This window comes from Leucobacter aridicollis (assembly GCF_013409595.1).
GTDB classification, from domain to species: Bacteria; Actinomycetota; Actinomycetes; order Actinomycetales; family Microbacteriaceae; genus Leucobacter; species Leucobacter aridicollis.
Genome location: NZ_JACCBD010000001.1, coordinates 2,240,324 through 2,260,873, shown reverse-complemented (window position 1 = coordinate 2,260,873; position 20,550 = coordinate 2,240,324). Strand labels below are relative to the sequence as shown.

Annotated in this window: 23 protein-coding genes; 12 read left to right on the top strand and 11 right to left on the bottom strand. The window is 69.1% G+C overall.

Features of this window, described 5'->3' with window-relative positions:
- Nucleotides 1-9 precede the first annotated feature (9 nt).
- From BJ960_RS10485 to BJ960_RS10475, 3 genes are all read right to left on the bottom strand, one after another.
- Entirely contained in the window at nt 10-330 is a 321-nt protein-coding gene (locus BJ960_RS10485) for a branched-chain amino acid transporter permease (RefSeq protein ID WP_121072864.1), read from the bottom strand.
- Complete coding sequence (locus BJ960_RS10480; RefSeq protein ID WP_185987245.1) at nt 327-1,079, bottom strand: AzlC family ABC transporter permease; 753 nt, start codon at nt 1,077-1,079, stop codon at nt 327-329. Before BJ960_RS10480 ends, BJ960_RS10485 begins: the two co-directional genes overlap by 4 nt.
- A 274-nt stretch (nt 1,080-1,353) precedes the next feature.
- Complete coding sequence (locus tag BJ960_RS10475) at nt 1,354-1,749, bottom strand: DUF1844 domain-containing protein (protein ID WP_119284242.1); 396 nt, start codon at nt 1,747-1,749, stop codon at nt 1,354-1,356.
- Between the two features lie 227 nt (nt 1,750-1,976).
- Here BJ960_RS10475 and infC point away from each other — a divergent pair, with 227 nt between their 5' ends.
- From infC to BJ960_RS10455, 4 genes are all read left to right on the top strand, one after another.
- Nucleotides 1,977-2,621, top strand: coding sequence for a translation initiation factor IF-3 (gene infC, locus BJ960_RS10470; protein ID WP_220663305.1), 645 nt, complete (start codon nt 1,977-1,979; stop codon nt 2,619-2,621).
- Nucleotides 2,622-2,706: 85 nt separating this feature from the next.
- A complete protein-coding gene (gene rpmI / locus BJ960_RS10465; protein WP_119284241.1) occupies nt 2,707-2,901 on the top strand; it encodes a 50S ribosomal protein L35 in 195 nt (64 codons plus the stop codon).
- A gap of 38 nt (nt 2,902-2,939) precedes the next feature.
- Nucleotides 2,940-3,326, top strand: a complete 387-nt coding sequence (rplT, locus tag BJ960_RS10460; protein ID WP_185987244.1) for a 50S ribosomal protein L20 — start codon at nt 2,940-2,942, stop codon at nt 3,324-3,326.
- A 68-nt stretch (nt 3,327-3,394) separates the two neighbouring features.
- Nucleotides 3,395-4,198: a TrmH family RNA methyltransferase gene (locus tag BJ960_RS10455; protein ID WP_185987243.1), complete on the top strand. Its 804-nt coding sequence runs from the start codon at nt 3,395-3,397 to the stop codon at nt 4,196-4,198.
- An 89-nt stretch (nt 4,199-4,287) separates the two neighbouring features.
- Here the strand turns inward: BJ960_RS10455 and BJ960_RS10450 are convergent, their stop codons facing one another.
- Entirely contained in the window at nt 4,288-4,659 is a 372-nt protein-coding gene (locus BJ960_RS10450) for a winged helix-turn-helix transcriptional regulator (protein ID WP_185987242.1), read from the bottom strand.
- 94 nt (nt 4,660-4,753) lie between these two features.
- Here BJ960_RS10450 and BJ960_RS10445 point away from each other — a divergent pair, with 94 nt between their 5' ends.
- Nucleotides 4,754-5,851: an LLM class flavin-dependent oxidoreductase gene (locus tag BJ960_RS10445; RefSeq protein ID WP_185987241.1), complete on the top strand. Its 1,098-nt coding sequence runs from the start codon at nt 4,754-4,756 to the stop codon at nt 5,849-5,851.
- Nucleotides 5,848-6,516: an NADPH-dependent F420 reductase gene (locus tag BJ960_RS10440; protein WP_185987240.1), complete on the top strand. Its 669-nt coding sequence runs from the start codon at nt 5,848-5,850 to the stop codon at nt 6,514-6,516. Before BJ960_RS10445 ends, BJ960_RS10440 begins: the two co-directional genes overlap by 4 nt.
- A 111-nt stretch (nt 6,517-6,627) precedes the next feature.
- Here BJ960_RS10440 and BJ960_RS10435 read toward each other — a convergent pair whose 3' ends face one another.
- Both BJ960_RS10435 and BJ960_RS10430 read right to left on the bottom strand, forming a co-directional pair.
- Complete coding sequence (locus BJ960_RS10435) at nt 6,628-8,088, bottom strand: MDR family MFS transporter (RefSeq protein ID WP_202229136.1); 1,461 nt, start codon at nt 8,086-8,088, stop codon at nt 6,628-6,630.
- A complete protein-coding gene (locus BJ960_RS10430; protein ID WP_307814603.1) occupies nt 8,085-8,447 on the bottom strand; it encodes a DoxX family protein in 363 nt (120 codons plus the stop codon). The genes BJ960_RS10435 and BJ960_RS10430 overlap by 4 nt, the downstream gene beginning before the upstream one ends.
- Before the next feature lie 139 nt (nt 8,448-8,586).
- On the opposite strand from BJ960_RS10430, the gene BJ960_RS10425 reads away from it, so the two are divergent.
- Nucleotides 8,587-9,117 carry a winged helix-turn-helix transcriptional regulator gene (locus BJ960_RS10425; RefSeq protein ID WP_307814604.1) on the top strand — a complete coding sequence of 177 codons (531 nt, stop codon included), beginning with the start codon at nt 8,587-8,589 and terminating at the stop codon, nt 9,115-9,117.
- A gap of 23 nt (nt 9,118-9,140) precedes the next feature.
- Here the strand turns inward: BJ960_RS10425 and BJ960_RS10420 are convergent, their stop codons facing one another.
- The 5 genes from BJ960_RS10420 to BJ960_RS10400 form a co-directional block, all read right to left on the bottom strand.
- A complete protein-coding gene (locus BJ960_RS10420; RefSeq protein WP_121072849.1) occupies nt 9,141-10,526 on the bottom strand; it encodes an FAD-dependent oxidoreductase in 1,386 nt (461 codons plus the stop codon).
- Between the two features lie 314 nt (nt 10,527-10,840).
- Nucleotides 10,841-12,130, bottom strand: a complete 1,290-nt coding sequence (locus tag BJ960_RS10415; protein ID WP_185987239.1) for a Dyp-type peroxidase — start codon at nt 12,128-12,130, stop codon at nt 10,841-10,843.
- Entirely contained in the window at nt 12,123-12,716 is a 594-nt protein-coding gene (locus BJ960_RS10410) for a copper chaperone PCu(A)C (protein WP_185987238.1), read from the bottom strand. Before BJ960_RS10410 ends, BJ960_RS10415 begins: the two co-directional genes overlap by 8 nt.
- Nucleotides 12,717-12,719: 3 nt before the next feature.
- Nucleotides 12,720-13,373 (bottom strand): copper resistance CopC family protein, encoded by a 654-nt coding sequence (locus tag BJ960_RS10405; RefSeq protein ID WP_121072843.1) that lies wholly within the window; start codon nt 13,371-13,373, stop codon nt 12,720-12,722.
- Between the two features lie 45 nt (nt 13,374-13,418).
- Nucleotides 13,419-14,051, bottom strand: a complete 633-nt coding sequence (locus BJ960_RS10400) for a hypothetical protein (protein WP_185987237.1) — start codon at nt 14,049-14,051, stop codon at nt 13,419-13,421.
- Nucleotides 14,052-14,138: 87 nt separating this feature from the next.
- On the opposite strand from BJ960_RS10400, the gene pheS reads away from it, so the two are divergent.
- From pheS to BJ960_RS10375, 5 genes are all read left to right on the top strand, one after another.
- Complete coding sequence (gene pheS / locus BJ960_RS10395) at nt 14,139-15,191, top strand: phenylalanine--tRNA ligase subunit alpha (RefSeq protein ID WP_121072839.1); 1,053 nt, start codon at nt 14,139-14,141, stop codon at nt 15,189-15,191.
- Complete coding sequence (pheT, locus tag BJ960_RS10390) at nt 15,191-17,731, top strand: phenylalanine--tRNA ligase subunit beta (protein WP_185987236.1); 2,541 nt, start codon at nt 15,191-15,193, stop codon at nt 17,729-17,731. The genes pheS and pheT overlap by 1 nt, the downstream gene beginning before the upstream one ends.
- A 122-nt stretch (nt 17,732-17,853) precedes the next feature.
- A complete protein-coding gene (locus BJ960_RS10385; protein WP_185987235.1) occupies nt 17,854-18,672 on the top strand; it encodes an SDR family oxidoreductase in 819 nt (272 codons plus the stop codon).
- 4 nt (nt 18,673-18,676) lie between these two features.
- Nucleotides 18,677-19,606: a VOC family protein gene (locus BJ960_RS10380; protein ID WP_185987234.1), complete on the top strand. Its 930-nt coding sequence runs from the start codon at nt 18,677-18,679 to the stop codon at nt 19,604-19,606.
- A 132-nt stretch (nt 19,607-19,738) separates the two neighbouring features.
- The gene (locus BJ960_RS10375; RefSeq protein ID WP_185987233.1) at nt 19,739-20,524 is read left to right on the top strand and encodes an enoyl-CoA hydratase-related protein; all 786 of its coding nucleotides are present in this window, start codon (nt 19,739-19,741) and stop codon (nt 20,522-20,524) included.
- Nucleotides 20,525-20,550 lie beyond the last annotated feature (26 nt).

Below are 20,550 nucleotides of genomic sequence, written 5' to 3'. Positions count from 1 at the left end.
AAGCCGCCGTCAGAGTAGGTTGACGAGCGCGATGTAAGCGCCGGTGCCAGCGGCGATACTCAAGAGGATCCGCCGGCCGCAGGTGAGGTGCACCGCGACAGTCACCGCGGTGGCGGCAAGCGCCATCCACCACTGGTCGCCGCGCGCCACGATCTCGTCGCGCAGCACGACGACGGCGAGGATCAGCACGATTCCCGCTGGCATCCACTCGCCGAGCGCGCGCACGAACTTCGACTTGCGCAACGGCTTGAGCATCGCGAACGGCAGCGCGCGGAGCCCGAACGTGATGAGACCGCCGATGGCGATCGCTCCGATGAGGTACCAGGTCACTCGGGGGCTCCTTCCGTGGCCTCGGGGTCGGGCTCCTCGCGGCCGCGACGCGCCTCGACCGCGTATCGGACGGCGAGCAGCGCCGCGAAGATCACCAGGGCCGCGAGCATGGTGTTGCCTGGGAACGCCGCGATCGCGACGGCCGCAGCCAGGGCTGCGAGCAGGGCCGACGGGACCTGCCGCTTGGAGCGGACCGCGTCGACGGTCATCACAGTGAAGGTCGCCGCGAGCGCGAACTCGAAGCCCTCGATCGGTGCGGGGAGTGCGCGCGCGATCGCGAGCCCGAGAAGCCCGCCACCGACCCAGTACAGCTGCATCATCACTTGGCCGCTCAGAATGCGGGCGCTCGTGAGCTGTCGGGCGGGCATCAGCACATAGGTCGCGTAGGCCTCGTCGATGAGCGCGTAGACGGAGTAGGCGCGGGGAAGACCCGGCTTCACGCGCGAGAGCGGGAAGGAGAGCGCGTAGAAGACGTGGCGAAAGTTCACGGCGAAGACGGTCACGGCGATCGTCAGCAGCGGCGCGCCGGCCGCGAGCATGCTGACGAGGAGGAGCTCAACCGAGCCCGCGAAGATGACGATCGAGAGCGCGGGTGCCACCCAGAGGGGGAGTCCCGCCTGCACAACGAGGATGCCGAGCGCGACCCCGAGCGGAAAAATCCCGATCCCGACGCCGAGCGAGTCGCGGACGCCCTGGGCGATTTGGGTGCGCAAGGGCCCCTGCTCTGGGGTCTGCGCGGCTGAGGACATGATTCCTATTCTCTCGCACCTGTGAGGGCGCCGGGGCGCGACGGGGTGTGCGCCTGCAGACCGTATGCGATCTGCAGCTCGTATGCCCGTGGGGCGCGGAATCGGCATAGCTTTCGCCGATCCCATGGTTTGTGCGCGAATGGAGGGTGGCGCAGGGGCAGAGCAGTAGGGAGGGTGGCGAAGGGGTGAAGCAGAGGGGAGGGTGGCGCAGGGGCGGAGCAAAAAAGGGCGCGCCCAGACCGAAGCCTGAGCGCGCCGCGTCCGTGCGCCGGAGCTAGTTCACCGGCCCGGTGTACTTCTCGCCCGGGCCCTTGCCAATCGCGTCGGGGATCGGCGAGGCCTCGCGGAACGCGAGCTGCACCGAGCGGAGGCCGTCGCGCAGGCTGCGTGCGTGCATGTCGCTCACCTCGGGTGCGCCGGCGGTGATGAGCCCCGCCAGGGCGTTGATGAGCTTGCGGGCCTCGTCGAGGTCGATCTGGCTGTCCGGGTCGTCGGCGAGGCCGACCTTCACGGCTGCCGCGCTCAGCAGGTGAACGGCAGCGGTAGTGATGACCTCAACCGCGGCGACGTCGGCGATGTCGCGAACCGCCTGCGCGGCCTCGTCGCCTTCCGGGTACACCGCGTCGTGATTGGTGGTCTGTGCCGCCGAGTCGGCGTTCTGCTCGCTCATGAAAAGCGCCCCTGTCTATATCTTCGCTCAGTGTGCTAAGCTTCTGGAGGTTATCGGCAAACTTGCCGGTGCTACGGAAGAGGAGATTCTCCCACCCGAAACCTCTACAAGGTTACCGGGTAGTTGGCACTCCGCCGCATTTCATGCGGCAGCTAAAGGGTGTGGGTACGCGTGCGTTCCCGATCTCATTTCCGTGAGCCTCGACACCGTCGAGCAGACTTAACACATTGAGATCAGAGGAGCAGGCGATCAGCGATCCCCGTACGAATGACCGAATCCGCGTTTCCGAGGTGCGACTGGTAGGACCCAGTGGCGAGCAGGTCGGAGTCGTGCCGATCGATACTGCACTGCGCCTTGCAGCAGAGGCGGATCTCGATCTCGTTGAGGTTGCGCCGAACTCGAAGCCTCCCGTTGCCAAGATCATGGACTTTGGCAAGTTCAAGTACGAGGCAGCTCAGAAGGCCAAGGAAGCGCGCCGCAACCAGGCGAACACCGTCCTCAAGGAGGTTCGCTTCCGCCTGAAGATTGACAAGCACGACTACGAGACCAAGGTCAAGCGTGCTGTCGGCTTCCTCGAGCAGGGCGACAAGGTCAAGGCAATGATCCTGTTCCGTGGCCGCGAGCAGTCGCGTCCCGAGCAGGGCGTGCGCCTCCTGCAGCAGTTCGCCGAGCACATTGCCGAGTACGGCACTGTCGAGTCGAACCCCCGGATTGATGGCCGCAACATGGTGATGGTCATCGCTCCGCTCAAGAACAAGTCCGAGGCGAAGGCTGAGCAGAACGCTCGTCGCGCTGAGGAGAAGGCGTCGCGTCGCGCTGAGAAGCCGACCGCGGAATCCGCCGCCAAGGCAGCGGAACCCGCCGCCGAATAAGACCCGTGGCTGCGAAGCGGACAGGATCCGCTGAGCGCCCATGACGCAGCCGCTTCGGCGGTGCACCACAACAAGGAGAAAACCGATGCCAAAGCAGAAGACCCACTCGGGGGCCAAGAAGCGCTTCAAGGTAACCGGCTCCGGCAAGCTGATGAAGCAGCAGGCCGGCATGCGCCACAACCTTGAGGTCAAGTCCTCGCGTCGCAAGCGCCGCCTGAACGCGGAGCAGGTGCTGTCCAAGGGTGACGCCAAGCAGGCGATGAAGCTCCTCGGTCACTAAAGCCGGCCCACAACTTATCTCGTTAAGGAAGAACTGAAATGGCAAGAGTCAAGCGGGCCGTCAATGCCCACAAGAAGCGTCGCGTAATTCTCGAGCGCGCCGAGGGCTACCGCGGACAGCGTTCGCGCCTGTACCGTAAGGCCAAGGAGCAGGTTACCCACTCGCTCGTTTACGCGTACAACGACCGTCGCAAGCGTAAGGGTGACTTCCGTCGCCTGTGGATCCAGCGCATCAACGCTGGTGCACGCGCCAACGGCCTCACCTACAACCGCTTCATCCAGGGCCTCGCGCTCGCTGGTGTCGAGGTTGACCGCCGCATGCTCTCGGAGCTCGCGACCAACGAGCCCGCAGCATTCGCGACGCTCGTCGAGATTGCCAAGAAGGCTCTGCCCGAGGACACCTCGGCTCCCAAGGTTGCTGCGTAAGTAGCCCGAGCGAACGCCCCGTCCCGCACTCTGCGGGGCGGGGTTTTTGCGTCTCCCGGTAGTCTTGTGTGGTGACTGAACTCATCGAGAACCCCAAGGCCCCACGCGTGAAGCGAGTCGCCGCGCTCGCCCGGAAGAAGGAGCGAAACGAGACCGGCCGCTTCCTCATCGAAGGCCCGCAGGCCGTGCGGGAACTGCTCACGTACCGTCCCGCACTCGCTGAGGTGGTCTATGCGACGACCGGCACCGAGGCCTGGCAGCTCGAGCTCGACCGCCTCGCGTCAGACGCCGGCGTGGAGATCGAGCGGGCGACGCCGCAGGTGATCCAGGCAATGGCCGAGACCGTGCAGCCGCAGGGAGTTATCGCGGTCGCCCGCATCCCCGAGGCGACGCTGTCAGAGGCCCTCGCCGGCGCGAAGCTCGTCGCCGTGATGCACGAGATTCGGGATCCGGGCAACGCCGGCGCCGTGCTGCGTGCCGCCGACGCCGCCGGTGCCGACGCCGTCGTGTTCTCAGGGGATTCGATCGACCCGTGGCATCCGAAGGTGGTGCGCTCGACGACCGGGTCGCTGTTCCACCTGCCCGTCGTGACGGAGCGCTCGCTCGACGCCGTCGTCGCGGCCGCGCGCGACGCCGGGCTCGAGACGATTGCGGCGGACGTGCGGGGGGATGAGATCACCGATGTGCGGGCTCAGCTGCGCGGCGGAATCGCGTGGGTGTTCGGGAACGAAGCGCGAGGGCTCGGAGACGCCGAACGTGAGGTGATCGGCCGCTCCATTCGGCTGCCCATCTACGGCGCTGCCGAGTCGCTCAACCTGGCGACGGCCGCGAGCGTGCTGCTGTACGAGACCGCGTTCGCGCAGCGGGCCTAGCGGCCGAGCGCCCAAGCCGGCCGGGCGCCCAAGCCGGCTGAGCCGCCAAGCTGGCCGAGCGCTGCCCCTACCGCCGAGCCGGCGACCTGTTAAGCGTCGGCCTCGTCGCGCGAGCCTGAGCGCTTCGCCCAGCGCACCAGGGGCTGCAGGATCGTGATGAGCTCGCCCCCGGACTGGGTGAGGCCGTAGCGGATCTGCACGGGCGTGCTCGGCACGACAGTGCGGGTCACGAGCCCCTGCGCCTCGAGCTCGCGCAGGCGCGCGGCGAGCAGCCGATCCGAGATGCCGTCGATGCTCGTGTGGATCTCCGAGAACCGCTCGGCGCCGCGGGCGAGGGCGAGCAGGATCGCGGCCGTCCACTTCCGGCCGGCGAGCTCGGCGGCCTCGCGGAAGAGGCGGCACTCGTCATCGTCGATCGCGTGGAGCTGCGGGGCGCTGTGTGGTGCGGAAATCGTCTTCACGCTTACCAATAGTAAGTGACTAACCTGTGAGTTGTCCGTCCCGGTCCGACGCCTCAGAGTAGAGGTACATCACCACACGTTGAAGGGGAGCGGCATGCAGCTCGGTGTCTACAGTTTCGGAAATCAGGCGACGGATCCCGCCACGGGAGAACTCGTGAGCACGGCGCAGGCGCAGCGCGACTTGCTCGAGGCGATCGTGCTCGCCGACCAGGTCGGGCTCGAGTTCTTTGGTATCGGGGAGCACCATGCGGAGGAGATGCCGGCGTCCGCCGCCTCCGTGATCCTCGGGGCGGCTGCTGGCCAGACCAAGCGGATCCGGCTGGCGAGCGCGGTGACGGTGCTGAGCACCGACGATCCTGTGCGCATCTTCCAACAGTTCGCGACGCTCGACGCGCTCTCGAACGGCCGCGCCGAGATCACCGCGGGGCGCGGCTCGTCCGTCGAGTCGTACCCCCTGTTCGGCTACCGGCTCGAGGACTACGACAGGCTCTACGCCGAGAAGCTTGAGCTCCTGCTCAAGGTGAACGAGCAGGCGACGGTGACCTGGAGCGGATCTGTACGTGCCGCGCTCGACGAGCAGCTCGTTGTGCCGCGCCCAGACCGCGGCTCGCTGCCGATCTGGCTCGGCACGGGCGGCAGCCCGAACTCGACAGTTCGCGCCGGGCAGCTCCAGCTGCCGGTCTCGTACGGGATCATCGGGGGCGACCCGGTGCGGTTCAAGGCGCTCGCCGACCTCTACCGCCGGGCGTGGGCCGCGGGACCGGAGACGACGCGGCAGCCGCTCATCTCGGTGGGCAACCCCGGTTTCATCGGCGAGACGGACCGGGCGGCTCGCGACACCTTCTGGCCGACCTGGTACCGGGGTATGGCCGACATCGGCCGCCGGCGCGGATTTGCGCCGCCGATCCGCGAACACTTCGACATTGAAGCGGAGGGCGGCGCGCTCTTCGTCGGCGAGCCCGAACAGATCGCGAACCGCATCATCCGGCTCCACCACGCGATGGGACACTCGCGCCAGTTCCTGCAGATGGACTTCCTTGGGCTGCCGCAGCGCGACCTGCTGCGCTCGATCGAGCTGCTCGGCACGAAGGTGAAGCCGCTCGTCGACGCCGAGCTCGGTCCCGAGCCGGAGGTCGTACCCAACCCGCTCGACGGCGGCCCCGCTCCCGTCCAGGCGGGAGCCGGATCATGACCCGGGTCGCGGTCCTCGGCGTCGGCAAGGTAGGGACGGCGATCGCGCGGGCGGCGCTCGCGGCGGGCCACGAGGTCACTGTCGCTGGCTCAGGCGATCCGGAACCCGTACGCTTCATCACCGAGATCGTGGCGCCCGGCGTCGCGGTCGCGGCGGCATTCGATGCGGTCGAGGGGAGCGAGATCGTCGTACTCTCGATCCCGCTGCCGAAGCTCGCGAGCCTTGACCCCGAGATGCTTGCGGGCCGGGTCGTCGTCGACGCGATGAATCACTGGGAGCCGACTGACGGTGCGCTGCCTGCGATCTTCGACGGCCACGCCACCACGAGTGAGGCGGTGGCCGCGCACCTCGTCGGCGCGCGGGTCGTGAAGGCGCTGAACCACATTGGCTACCACGAGATGGAGGCCGACGCCCGCGGGCTCGACGCGACTGACCGCCGTGGCCTGGCCGCGGTCTCCGATGATGAGGCGGCTGCCCGCGTGGTCGCCGAGTTCGTTTCGAGCCTCGGGTTCGACGCGCTCGCGGCCGGGGGACTCGCGCACAGCGCCGCCCTCGAGCCAGGCTCTGCGCTCTTCGCGGGCAGCTTCCCTGTCGCTGACGTCGCGCGGCTCCTCTCGGAGGCTGGCGCGCAGGTTCACGCGGCCGAGCGGCTCGACTCGATCTAGCACCACAACACGCAGCGGGCCCGGGGCGATCTGACGATCACCCCGGGCCCGCAGCGTGTCTGCGCAACCTCGCCGCGCAACCCCGCCGCGCATCCCCGCGGCGGTGACTCGCTAGGTGGCAGGCGTTCGGCGTACGAACCACGCCCCGACAACCGCGAGGAGCGAGAGCACGGCGCCCATGAGGAACGCGAACGCGATGCCGTCGGCGCTCGCCGCCACCTCGCTCGCACCTGCCGCGGCCGCGCTCGCAGACCGGACCCCGAGCACCGTCACGAAGAGCGCAGTGCCGATCGCGCCAGCGACCTGCTGGACCGCGCCAACGGTTGCCGAGCCGTGCGAGTAGAGCTGAGGCGTGAGCGAACCGAGTGCGCTGGTCATGAGGGGCGTCATCATGAACGCGAGCCCGAGCGAGAGCCCGATGTGCGCAACGGTGACGAGCGCGGGCGACGTGTCCTCGGTGAGGCGGGTGAGCGCCCAGAGGACGCCGCTCGCGAGCATCGCGCCGGGAATCACGAGCGGCCGCGGCCCGAACCTATCGAAGAGCCGTCCGACGATGGGCGCGATGAGGCCCATGATGAGGCCGCCGGGCAGCATGGTGAGCCCCGTCGTCACCGGGTCGAGGCCGAGCACGTTCTGCAGGTAGATCGGCAGCAGGATAAGCGTGCCGAACATCGCCGCCATCATGATCGTGACGAGCGACACCGACAGCGCGAACGGGCGCGACTTGAACACCCGCAGGTCGAGGAGCGCACGCTCGGAGCGCTGCAGCACGATCTGACGCCACGCGAACAGCACGAGACCGAGGGCGCCGACTGCGAGCACGATCCCGCCGGTGACGAGGCCGCCCTCCGCGCCCGACCCGATGGTCGAGAACCCGTAGACGAGCCCACCAAAGCCGATGGCTGAGAGCGGGATCGAGATTACGTCGAGCGGACTCTTGCGCACCTCGCCGACGTTCGGCAGCCGGAGCAGGCCGATGGCGAGCATGATGAGAGCGATCGGGAGCACGAACCAGAAGAGCGCGCGCCAGGAGAACGCGTTCAGGATCAGTCCCGACACCGTCGGGCCGAGCGCGGGTGCGACGGCCATGACGATCGTGATCCGCCCCATGAAGCGGCCGCGGGAGTCGGCGGGGATGAGGGCCATGATCGTTGTCATGAGCATCGGCATCATCATCGCCGTGCCGCCCGCCTGCACGACGCGCGCGACGAGCAGGATCGGGAACGTTGGCGCTAGCGCGCCGAGCAGTGTGCCCACGGAGAACAGCGCCATCGCGAGTGTAAAGATCTGCCGGGTGGTAAACCGCTGCAGCAGGTAGCCCGTCGTGGGGATCACGACGGCCATCGTGAGCATGAACGCTGTCGTGGTCCACTGTGCGGCGCTCAGGGTGATCCCGAGATCCGCGGTGAGGTGGGGGAGCGCGACGCCCATCACGGTCTCGTTCAGGATCGTGACGAAGGCAGCCCCGAGCAACAGCCAGATCGCCTGGGCGCCGGTGGCGCCAGCCGGACTCCCGACCTTCCCCGTCGCGGGCTGCTGGGCCGCGACCGGCCCGGTGGGTGAGTGGCTCACAGTGCCACGAACCAGAGGACTGCGACGGCGATCGCGAGCAGCATGAGCACGATGTTCATGTGGAACGGCTCGTTCAGTCGCCGGTGGGCGAAGATCGCGAGGAACTGGATGATCGCGAGCCCGACCGCTGCGATCGGGCCCAGTACCGGCGCAACGCCGATGAGTGGGAACAGGACGACCGCGACCCCACCGAGCACCTCCGCCGCGCCGATGAACTTCACGCGGCCGGGGCTGAGCTCCTGGAGCGTCGCCATCGGGAGGTCTGCGTGCGGCTTCGCGAGCTTCATCCCGCCAGCCATGAGGAACATGAACGCGAGGATGCCCGTGAGCACCCAGGTAATGATCGTGAGAACAAGCACTGTATTGACTCCAAGAGTAACTAAAGGTAACTGAGGTACAGTGAGTAAGTATCGAGCATGAGGGATCAGGCACTGCAACGTGACTGAGTTACCTCGGTGTAACCAGAGCGGCGCGTGCCGCAGTGAGCGGGGAGGGCGTATGGCCACTCGAGGCGTTGCAACGGGTGAGATTGACGCGCAGGAGGCGGTGCCCGAGGCGCCCGAGCTGTTCGCCACGGGCGCAGTCAGCGGGGCAGCAAGCGGCGCGCCTCAGACGGGCGCGGCTACGGGCGACGAACCGCGCATGCAGCACATTTGCGCGGTCGACGACCAGCAGGCCGAGGTGTTCAGGTCGATCCTCGCGCGCGTCGGCGACAAGTGGAGCATGATGCTCATCGGCATGCTGCAGCAGGGCCCATACCGGTTCACGGAGCTGAAGCGGATGACCCCGGGCATCTCGGCCCGCATGCTCACGTTCACGCTCAGGCAGTTGGAGCGGGACGGGCTCGTCGAGCGCACCGTCTACGCGGAGATTCCGCCCCGTGTCGAGTACCGGGCGACGCGCCTCGGCAGCACGCTCGTTGGTCCGGTGATGGCGATCGCCGAGTGGGCGTCGACCCATCAGGCCGAGATCGTCGCGTTCCGCGACCAGTACGACCACGAACAGGGCGAGGCGCGGCCCGTGCGCTGACACGGGTCGCGCCTCGCGAACGGCTACGCCCGCGCGCCGCTCGGCTCGCGGCGTGCGGAGCCGGGGGAGAGGTAGCGCTCGAGCGAATCGTCGAGCTCCTCGATCCACGGCGTGTGATGCTTCGTGGCGATCGTGCCCGTCATCACCGAGCGGTAGCAGTAGTCGCGGTATCCCATGATGTCCTGCTGCTTGTGGTTCTTCCAGTCGACGAAGATGTCAGCCACCTCGTCAATGTCGAACGTGGGGTAGTCGGTCTCGCCCATGAGATCGCGCACGTAGTCGGCCTGGAACCGGATCTGATCGGCGCCGTTCGTCGACGTCGCGTGGTAGCGCTGCTGCCACTCGGTCATCGACCGCTCACGGTCGGCTGCGGCTGGCAGCTCGGCGGTGCCGAGGATGAGATCGCGCACGTACCAGGCCTGCGTGTCGAACATGTTGAAGGTGAACCACTGGTCCTGCGCGCCGACGTAGAAGAGCGCCGGGTTGTCGTGCCAGACGACCCCGCGGTAGAGCCGCTCGGGGTAGAGCGTGTTCGCCCCCGAGACCGCGAGCTCGCGCGGCAGGAACGGGTACTTGTGCATGTAGCCCGTGCAGAAGATGAGCGCATCGACGTCTTTCGAGGAACCGTCGGCGAAGAATGCGGTGCTGCCCTCGAACCGCTGGAGTCCGTGGCGCTCCTCGAACCGCTCGGGCCACTCGTAGCCCATCGGAGCGGTGCGGTAGCTCGCCGTCACCGACTTCGCGCCCATCTTGTAGGCCTGGCTCCCGATATCCTCCGCAGAGTAGCTCGAACCCATCACGAGCACGTCCTTCCCGGCGAGCGCTTCCGCGCCCCGGAAATCGTGCGCGTGCGTGACGAACCCGGGGAACGTCTCGATGCCATCGACCGACGGCGTGAACGGGAACGAGAAGTGCCCGCTCGCGACGACGACGTGGTCGAACGTCTCGGTGGTCGTGTCGCCCGTCGGCAGGTGCTCGCTCGTCACCGTGAACAGCTGGGTCGCCTCGTCGAACGCGACGAGGCGCACCACCGTGGTGAACCTGATGTGTTTGCGAACGTCGCTCTGCTGCAACCTGCCCGCGATGTAGTCCCACAGCACCTCACGCGGCGGGTACGAGGAGATCGGTCGTCCGAAGTGCTCGTCGAAGGTGTAGTCCGCGAACTCGAGGCCCTCCTTTGGGCCGTTCGACCAGAGGTTGCGGTACATGCTCGAATGCACGGGCTCGCCGTACTCGTCGAGCCCCGTCCGCCAGGTGTAATTCCATTGGCCGCCCCAGTCGGCCTGCTTCTCGAAGCAGACAAGCTCGGGGATCTCGTGTCCCTGCTTCTCCGCTGCTTCGAAGGCGCGAAGCTGAGCCATACCGCTCGGTCCCGCGCCAATGATTGCTACTCGTTTATTACCACTCACTTAACTACTCTTCCTCACTCTCTTGTTGCTCCTAGCCGTTCGCGCGGGGAACGGGGCAACGAGGGAGCCGGGTGCGAGTGTGATCGCTGGCAGACATTTCGGTCGACCGCTGAGATTCCCAGCGCGGTAGGGAAAACTGACTTCTCAACCATCCGTCGGCTAGCAACCTTCACACCATAGCAGCACCCGAAAAGTGGCGGCCTGAGTGGCGCGTTCCCGGTCCCGCGGATGCGAGGCGAGCACTGGCGACACGCGAGGGGCCCTGCTTCGGCTGGAATCCGAGGCAGGGCCCCTCTTGCGGTGCGCGGTGCGAGTTAGGCGGTGAGGCCGGCGCCGAGCGTCTCGCCGCTGCGGAACCCGGGCAGGATCGCGAAGACCGCGGAACCCGTGTGCGTCACCCACTCGTTGAGCAGGTCGGCCTCGTCGAGCCGTTGCTGGATCGGCACGAACTGCGTGAGCGGGTCGCGCTGGAAGCAGCCGAACAGCAGCCCGGCCTCGTGGCCGTCGTCGTAGTTCACGGCGCGGCGCACGATGCGCTCGTTCGGGTCGGTCGATGTCGCGCGGCGGATGTGCGCCGCCGACGAGATGATCGGCAGGCCCAGCGCGTTTTTCGCAGCGAAGTCCGCCGGGGTGTGCTCGCCGCCCTTCGGGTCGGACAGCGCCGCGCCGTCGGAGAGGGTCCGCCCGATCGTCTGCTCGCGGCCAGGCCGGTCGACACGGTCCCAGGTGTCGAGCTCCATCCGTATCCGGCGCAGCACGAACGCGGAGCCGCCGGCGAGCCAGGGCTGGCCGTCGGCCGTGTCGATCCAGATGAGCGGGTCGAAGTCGGCGTCCTCGGGCTTCGGATTGACGGTGCCGTCGACCTGCCCCATGAGGTTGCGCATGGTCGCGCCAGCAGCCTCCGCTCCGCGCGCCTGTCTGAAGCCCTGCTGCACCCAGGCGACCTCGCCGAAGCGGTCGAGATCGCGATGGAGCATCCGGGCGGCGTGCGCGACGGGCAGCTGGTCGTCGGCCTGGACGGTGATGAGCAGATCGCCACCGTCGAAGCCGCCGCCGAGCTTGTCGAGCGTGAACGCTGGGAGCGGCGCGAGCCAGGCCGGGCGCTTTGCCCGGTCGACGCGGTCGACAAGGCCGGGGCCGACGCCGACGGTGATCGTCAGGCGCGCGGGTCGCTCGGCGAGCTCGGGCTCGGGGTCGGCCAGCGGCGCGACTCCCGCGGTGAGCGCCTCGATGTCGCCGGTGAGGATCCGGAACATGCGCGCGATCGCATCGCGGTCAGTCTCCGGGCGGAGCGTGTACGCGATGTGCCGCACGTGCGTCGCTGGCACCGTCGTGATCCCCGCCTGGTGGGCGCCGTGGCAGGGGAGCGCCTCCCCGCCAAACCCCGGACCTTCCGCCGCGGGGTTCAGCGCCGGCGTCGTGGCGGGATCGTAGCCCGGTTCGCTCGCACGATCCCGCTCGGCGAGGGCGTAGCCGCCCGCGACGCCGCCGGCGCCGCCGAGGAGCGCGCCGAGGCCGGCGCCGACCGCGCCCCCGGTGAGGAGGGCGCGGCGGCTCAGCCTGCGGGCCTGCTGATCGACGTCGGCGGGCTGATCCTTACCCATGGTCCGTCGAGCCGGTGTCGCCGGACATGTCCATGTCGCCGTGATCGATGTCGTCGTAGCTCTCGTTCGCCCCCGACGTGTCCTTCACGAGCGCGACGATGTCGAGCGTCGTGCCGTCCGAGAACGTGAGCGTCACCGTGACGTCGTCGCCCGGGGCGAGCGGCTCGGTGATGTCCATGAGCATGATGTGGTTGGCTCCGGGCTCGAGCAGCAGCGAGCCGCCCGCAGGCACGGTGACGTCGCCCTCGATCTTGCGCATCTTGCCGTCGACGACCTCGTGCAGCTCGGTGACGCCGGCGACGTCGCTCGTGAGGCCGGTGATTGTGAGATCCTCATCGCCGTGATTCTCGATCACGCCGAAGACGCCGCTCATCGCCTCGCCCGGCTTCGCGTCTGCCGCGGTCGCCTTCACCCACGTGTCCGTGGCGGTGACGGCAGCCTCGTGGCCCTGCGACGCCGAGTTCGATGTCGGGGCCTCGTCGGCGGCGGGCGAGCAGCCGGTGAGTGCGAGCGCGAAGGCTGCGGCGGCGGAGGCAAGGCCTACCGCCGCACGGCGCGAACGCTGGGTGCGGTGTGTGGTGAACATGAATTACTCCTCGCTAGCGCGGGGGTCGTGACCCTCCGCGGATGATGCGTTCCTACGCATGCGAACAATCAGTGGGATCGCGACGGCCACGGCGACGAGGGCCGCGGCTCCGATCGCGAGTGGGAGAGGAATGGGCGAGCCGCTCGAATCCTCCGAGCCGTCGTCGGTCGACGCGGCATCGGGGTCCGTCGCGCTCTCGGCGTCGGCCTCAGTCTCTCCCGAGTAGGGGCGAATCTCGCTCGCCGCTCCGTCTGCGATGTCGAAGGTGAAGCCGCCCTCGATGGGGTGGCCGTCGCTCGACACCACACGCCACGCCGAGGTATAGGTGCCGTCGGCGAGCGGGGTTGCGAGCGGCTGTACGACGTCGCGGTCGCTGAACGTCGGGGCTCCGCCCGTTGCGTCTGCGCCGTCTCCATCAGACACGTGGATCTCGGTGCCGACCTGGAGCACGGTGTCGCTGAACGTGAGCCTGAGGCTCGACGCCTCGCCGGCATCGGTCGTGTCGATCGCGACGTCGATGAGCTGGTCGTGCGCCTGCGCGGCGGTTGGCGCGAAGAACGCGGCGAGTGCGACGCCGGCCGCGAGCGCGAGCGCGAGCGTCCGCTTCGTCGTCCGGCGCTCCGTGTGCGCAGCCTGAATGTGGGTATGCGAGTGCATAGCTGGTCCCGTTTCTTCCCGGGATCGCCGGGAAATCGATCCGAATTAGTGCTGAAGCTGAGTCGACGCGTGCGCGAGCGGCGGGCCGCGCAGCGACCACGCGGCGAAGCGCGCGACCTGGTCGCGGAGCACCGGCGCCTCGATCAGGATCGGGGCGGGCGCGGGCCGCTCGAATGCGGCGGGCGTGACCGGCCGAGGCAGCGCGCGCCTGAGTGACCGGCCGAGCGCGAGTGTGGCGCGCTCGCCGCGGGAGATCAGGATCGTCGAGACGACCGCAGCCAGCGCGTGCAGCGCCCACATGAGGGCGTCGGCGGAGCCTGCCTCGACGGCGTCGGGCACGAAGCGCTGCAGCGATGCGAGGTGCGCGGCGTGCGAACCCATCGGGAACGCCGCACCGAGCGAGAGCGAGGCCGAGGCGCCGATGCCGGCGAATGCCCAGTGGTACAGGAACTGGCTCGCTCCAACAGCGAGCCCCACCCGCCAGAGCGAGCCGACCCTGCCCGCGAGCGCGACGCACACCGGCAGGGCAATGATCGCCGTCACGATGACCGCGAACGCAGACACCTCGCCACCGGCGAGCGAGTGCGAGGCGGCGGCGAGCACCGTCGCGAGCGCAGCTCCGATCGCGCCGCGCGCGGTGCGCGCCTGGCGGCTCATGGGCTGCTGTCGCTGGACCATGCTGCAAGCTTAACCTGCCGACCCTGAGCGGGCGGGGCGCACGCTGGCACGGCCCGCTGACACGGTTGCACGGTAGGATGTTTCCTTGTGTCAGACAACACCACGAACCCCAATCCGATTTCGCAGGAAGCGGTTGACGCCGCCGTCGCTGTAGCTCTCGCCGCGTTCGCCGCCGCCGAGTCAGTGGCGGCCCTGAAAACCGCGAGGACCGAGCACGTTGGCGACGATTCAGCCATCGCGAAGCTCAACGCGCTGATGCGCGAGGTCCCGAAGGATGAGAAGGCTGCAACGGGCAAGCTCATGGGAGCAGCCCGCGGCCGGCTCGAGGGCGCGTTTAAGGGCCGCGAGGCCGAACTTGCCGCGGCAGAGGCCGAGGCGCGGCTCGTCGCGGAGACCGTCGACGTCACCCAGGCTCCCGTGCGTCGCCGCGCGGGCACCAGGCACCCGCTGACGCAGCTGCAGGACGAAGCCTCAGACATCTTCATCGGCATGGGCTGGGAGGTCGCCGAGGGGCCCGAGATCGAGCACGAGTGGTTCAACTTCGACGCGCTTGGCTTCGACCCCGATCACCCCGCGCGGGCGATGCAGGACACCTTCTTCATCGAGCCAGCCGACCGGCACCTGCTGCTGCGCACCCACACCTCACCGGTGCAGGTTCGTTCGCTGCTCGACCGCGAGCTGCCCGTCTACGTCGTCGCGCCCGGGCGCACGTTCCGCACGGACGAGCTCGACGCGACGCACACCCCCGTCTTCAACCAGATCGAGGGCATCGCGATCGACAAGGGCCTGACGATGGCCCACCTGCGCGGCACGCTCGAGCACTTCGCGCGCCAGATGTTCGGCGCCGAGGCGAAGATTCGTCTGCGCCCGAACTTCTTCCCGTTCACCGAGCCATCCGCCGAGATGGATGTGTGGCAGCCCAACGCCAAGGGCGGCGCCCGCTGGGTCGAGTGGGGCGGCTGCGGCATGGTCGACTCGAACGTGCTGCTCGCCGCTGGGATCGACCCAGACGAGTACCAGGGCTTCGCCTTCGGCATGGGAATCGAGCGCACGCTCCAGTTCCGCAACGACCTCAACGACATGCGCGACATGGTTGAGGGCGACATTCGTTTCAACGCACAGTTCGGAGGCCTCGTCTAATGCGGATCCCACTCAGCTGGCTCGGCGAGTTCGTTTCGCTCGCCGCAGACACCACGCCCGAAGACGTCCACGCCCGGCTCGTGAGCGTCGGCTTCGAGGAGGAGTCGGTGCGCCGCTTCGACATCTCCGGGCCCGTCGTCGTCGGCGAGGTGCTCTCCGCCGAGCCCGAACCGCAGTCGAACGGCAAGACAATTAACTGGTGCCAGGTGCGCGTCGCCCCCGAGGGGCAGCGCGCCGCCGACGGTGGCGAGGACGTGCGTGGCATCGTCTGTGGCGCACACAACTTCGGCCCCGGCGACAAGGTCGTCGTGACGCTGCCCGGTGCGGTGCTTCCCGGCGACTTCAAGATCGCTGCGCGCAAGACCTACGGCCACGTGTCTGATGGCATGATCGCCTCCGCGCGTGAGCTCACCCTCGGCGAGGACCACGACGGCATCATCGTGCTGTCGCGGCTCGGCCTCGATCCAGAGGTCGGCGCGGACGCGCTCGCGCTGCTCGGGCTCGACGACACGGCCGTCGAGATCAACGTCACCCCCGACCGCGGCTACGCGTTCTCGGTGCGCGGCGTCGCCCGCGAGTACTCGCACGCGACCGGCGCGTCGTTCGCCGACCCCGCGCAGCGTGAGATCGCCCCCGCGAGCGGCTTCGAGGTGCGGATCGACGACGAGGCGCCCATTCGCGGGCGCGTCGGCGCCACCGGCTTCGTCACGCGCGTCGTCCGCGGCATTGACGCTTCCAGGCCGACCCCGGCCTGGATGGTCGCGCGGCTGCAGCTCGCGGGCATCCGCTCGCTGTCGCTGCCCGTCGACATCTCGAACTACGTGATGCTCGAGCTCGGCAACCCGCTGCACTCCTACGACCTCGCGAAGCTCACCGGCGGCATCACCGTCAGGCGCGCCCGCGCGGGCGAGACCCTCGAGACCCTCGACGGCCAGCAGCGCACACTGCACATCGAAGACCTCCTCATCACTGACGAGTCGGGTCCGATCGGGCTCGCGGGCGTGATGGGCGGCGAGTCCACGAAGACCGACGATGCGACGACCGACATCCTCATCGAGGCCGCGACGTTCGACCCCGTATCGATCGCCCGCAGTCAGCGCCGACACAAGCTCCCGAGCGAGGCCTCCAAGCGCTTCGAACGCGGCGTCGATCCGCTCGTCGCGCAGGCCGCGGCGCAGCGCATGGTCGACCTGCTCGTCGAGCTCGCTGGCGGCACCGCCGACACCCTGGGCAGCGACCTCGTCGCCCCGTGGGAGCCGACCGAGGTGCTCCTGCCGATCGCGCGCGTGAACGGCCTGCTTGGCACGGACTACACCGACGACGAGGTGCGCGGCGCGCTCACCATGATCGGGTGCTCGGTCGCCGACGCTGACGGTGAGACGCTCCGCGTCGCTGCACCGAGCTGGCGCGCGGACCTCACGCGGCCGGCTGACCTTGTCGAAGAGGTTGCGCGCATCGTCGGCTACGACCGGATCCCGTCGGAGCTGCCCGTCGCGCCCGCCGGCCGCGGCCTCACCCGCTCGCAGCGGCTCCGCCGCCGCGCCGCGAACGTCGTGACCGCAGCTGGCTTCGACGAGGTACAGAGCTACCCGTTCGTCTCCCGGAGCCAGCTCGACGACTTCGGTCAGGGGCCCGAAACAGCCGGGGAGCACTCGACGGCGGTTGACGCGATCCGGCTCGCGAACGCGCTCGACGGCGAGACCCCGTTCATGCGGCGCTCGCTGCTCGCGGGCCTCGTGACCGCGGCCCAGCGCAACGTGTCGCGCGGGCTGACCGATCTTGCGCTCGTCGAGTTCGGCCGTGTCTTCGACCCGGCGACCCCCGCCGGCGAGCTCGGCACCGCAGAGGTGCCGCCGCTCGCGCAGCAGCCCTCCGCTGAGCTGCTCGCAGCATTGAACGCGTCGATCCCCGTGCAGCCGCACGGCGTCGCCGCGCTGCTGCTCGGGGACGCCATCGAGAAGCAGCCGGGCGAGCCCGGCCGGGCATACGACTGGGCAGACGCGATCGATGCGGCGCGCATCACCGTCGGCGCCGTGTCGGCGTCGCTGACGGTGCGGCAGGGCGCCCACCGCGCCTTCCACCCGGGCCGCACGGCGGAGCTCGTCGTCGCCGGCGAGGTCGTAGGCGTGGCCGGCGAACTCCTTCCCGAGCTCGTCGCCGCGTACCACCTGCCGGGCCGCGTTGCCGCGTTCGAGCTCAACCTGGAGCGCGTGATGGAGCTCGCGCCGCGCGAGCCAGCGACCTCGAACCTGTCGGGATACCCGGCCGCGACGCAGGACCTCACGCTCGTTGTCGCGACCGAGGTGCCCGCGGGCGACGTGCTCGCCACTGTCGTCGCTGGCGCGGGGGACCTGCTCGAGGAGGCGCACATCGTCGCAGACTACCGTGGGCAGGGCATCGAGGACGGCCAGCGCGCGCTCACCTTCGCGCTGCGCTTCCGCGCGCCCGACCGCACGCTCAAGGCTGAGGAGGCGAGCGAGGCGAAGCTCGCCGGCGTCGCCGCAGCCGAGCAGGCGTTCGGCGCGAAGCTGCGCGACTAGCTCGCGACTGCCGACGACGCGCGCCCGCTGGCGCGGTGGGCTGCCCAGGCGTATTCTGGGCGCAACGGCCGATGCCCGCCGCGCCCCGCGCGGCGGGCGGTCGCGGCAGTCGAGGAGTCCACATGCGGATCGCGGTAGCAGGCAGCACTGGCACGGTCGGCGCGCACGTGGTTCGGCAGGCCCGGGCCGCAGGGCACGACGTCGTCGCCATCTCGCGCACCCCCGGAAGGCCGCCGGCTGGCGCGGCCGCGGGTGCTGCAGCGGGCGACGGGCCCGCCGTGGGGGCGACGCCTCCCGGGGCACTCACCACGCTCGCCGCAGACCTCACGACCGCGACCGAGCTGCGGCTCGACGGTGTCGACGCCGTCATCGACGTCTCGGCGAGCGGGAAGCTCTCGGGGTCGGAGGAATTCTTCGGGGCGGTGACCGAGAACCTCCTGCGGGCCGCAGCGGCCGCAGGCGTCACACACTACGTCGCGCTGTCGATCGTGGGGGCCGCCGGCCACCCGTTCGGATACTACGCGGGCAAAGCGCTGCAAGAGCGGCTCGTCAGTGCGGGACCCGTGCCGTGGACGGTGCTGCGTGCGACGCAGTTCTTCGAGTTCGCCGAGCAGAGCGCGTTCAGCCTCTGGCGGTTCAGCGCGATCGTGAAGATGCGCACCCAACCGGTGGCGGCGGCGTCCGTCGCCGGGCGGCTGCTCGAGCTCGCGCTCGGCGAGCCGCAGGGGTTCGCGCAAGACCTCGCTGGGCCAGACGAGTTGTGGCTTGCCGACCTCGGACGGATGGTCTTCGAGACCCACGGGCTCGGCCAGACCGTCATCGAACTTCCGCTTCCCGGAAAGTTTGGCCGGGCGGTGCGAAGCGGCGCCTGCCTGCCCGGGCCGGCCGCGATGATCGACAACGTGAGCTACGAAGACTGGCTCACGGAAGGGGCACGGTGACACCATGGCTCAACAGATAGTGCCGAACATCTGGTGCAACCGCACCGCGGAACAGGCCGGCGGCTTCTACGCTGCCGCCTTCGACGCGGCGGGGTTCGACGCGAGCGCTGCCGTGACGGCGCGCTATCCAACGGAGGGGCTCCTCGACTTCCAACGCGAGTTCGCAGGCGAGGCACTCGTTGTTGACGTCGTCATCGAGGGCACCCAGCTCGCGCTCGTGAACGCGGGCTCCGAGTTCTCACCCAACCCGTCGATCTCGTTCATGGTGAACTTCGACCCGCTGTTTTTCGGCGGCGACGTCGACGCAGCGCGACGCGGCCTCGACGCACTGTGGACGAAGCTCAGTGACGGCGGCGCGGTGATGATGCCGCTGGGCGAGTACCCGTTCGCCGCGCACTACGGCTGGGTGCAGGACAGGTACGGAGTCAGCTGGCAGCTCATGCTCACCCGCGCCGAGGGGGAGCCGCGGCCGCTCATCATCCCCGCCCTCATGTTCGACGGGCCGGCGCAAAACCGGGCGGCTGAGGCCGCGGCCCGGTACGTCGAGCTGTTCGCCGGGTTCCCCGGGGGCAGCCAGGTCGGGCACCAGTCGCCCTACGGGGCCGCCACGGGCGATGCGACCGCAGACGCGCTCGCGTTCGGAGAATTCCGGATCGGTGAGCAGTGGTTCATGGGGTCCGACAACGGCTCGGGCACCGATCACGGCTTCACGAACGGCGTCTCGCTCCAGGTGAACTGCGCCGATCAGGCCGCAATCGATGCGCTGTGGGAGGGGCTCTCCGCCGTACCCGAGGCCGAGCAGTGCGGGTGGCTCGTCGACGAGTTCGGCGTGAGCTGGCAGATTGTCCCGGCAGCACTCGGCGAACTCATGCAGCGCCCGGGCGCCTACGAACGGCTCATGCAGATGAAGAAGATCGTGATCGCGGACCTGTAGCACGCCTGCCGGGGCACGCCTCTCGACCGCGCCGACCGCGACCGGCCCCACCTCTTGGTGTGGAGAACGAGCGCGCTGCCGCGCGCACGCGATAGCGTGGGAGGACAAGCCACGGACACAGATGGAGTCACCATGTCAGAGCAGACGCAGTACACCGCAATCATCGCCGAGACGCAGGGGCGAGTCGCGACGATCACCCTGAACCGGCCCGAGGCGCTCAACGCCCTCAGCAATACGCTGATCTCCGAGCTCGTCGACGCTGCCGTGAAGTTCGATGCCGACCCGAACATCGGCGCCATCGTCATCACCGGCTCCGAGCGCGCGTTCGCCGCCGGGGCCGACATCAAGGCGATGCTCGAACTCGAGTACTCGGACGTGCTCGCGGGCGGCCTGACCGCAACCTGGAACGGGTTCGAGCAGATGCTCACGCCGACGATCGCCGCGGTGTCCGGCTTCGCGCTCGGCGGCGGCTGCGAGCTCGCGATGATGTGCGACATCATCATCGCGGCCGACAACGCCAAGTTCGGCCAGCCCGAGATTAACCTGGGCGTCATCCCCGGCTTCGGCGGCACCCAGCGTCTGCCGCGCGCCATCGGCAAGTACAAGGCGGCCGACCTGGTGCTCACCGGCCGCATGATGGGCGCAGACGAAGCCGAGCGCTCCGGCCTCGTCTCGCGCGTCGTTCCGGCCGCCGAACTTCTCGAGACCGCCGCGCAGACCGCCGAACTGATCGCCTCGAAGTCGCGCCCCGCGGTGCAGGCCGCGAAGAGCACCCTGCAGGCCGCTGAGGAGACGTCGCTCGCCGAGGGCCTGCGACTCGAGCGGACCGCGTTCGCTGCGCTGTTCGCCACCGACGACCAGAAAGAGGGAATGCGCGCGTTCGCTGAGAAGCGCGAGCCGAACTTCACGCACCGGTAACGCGGGCGGTCTGGCGCCTCCGTTCG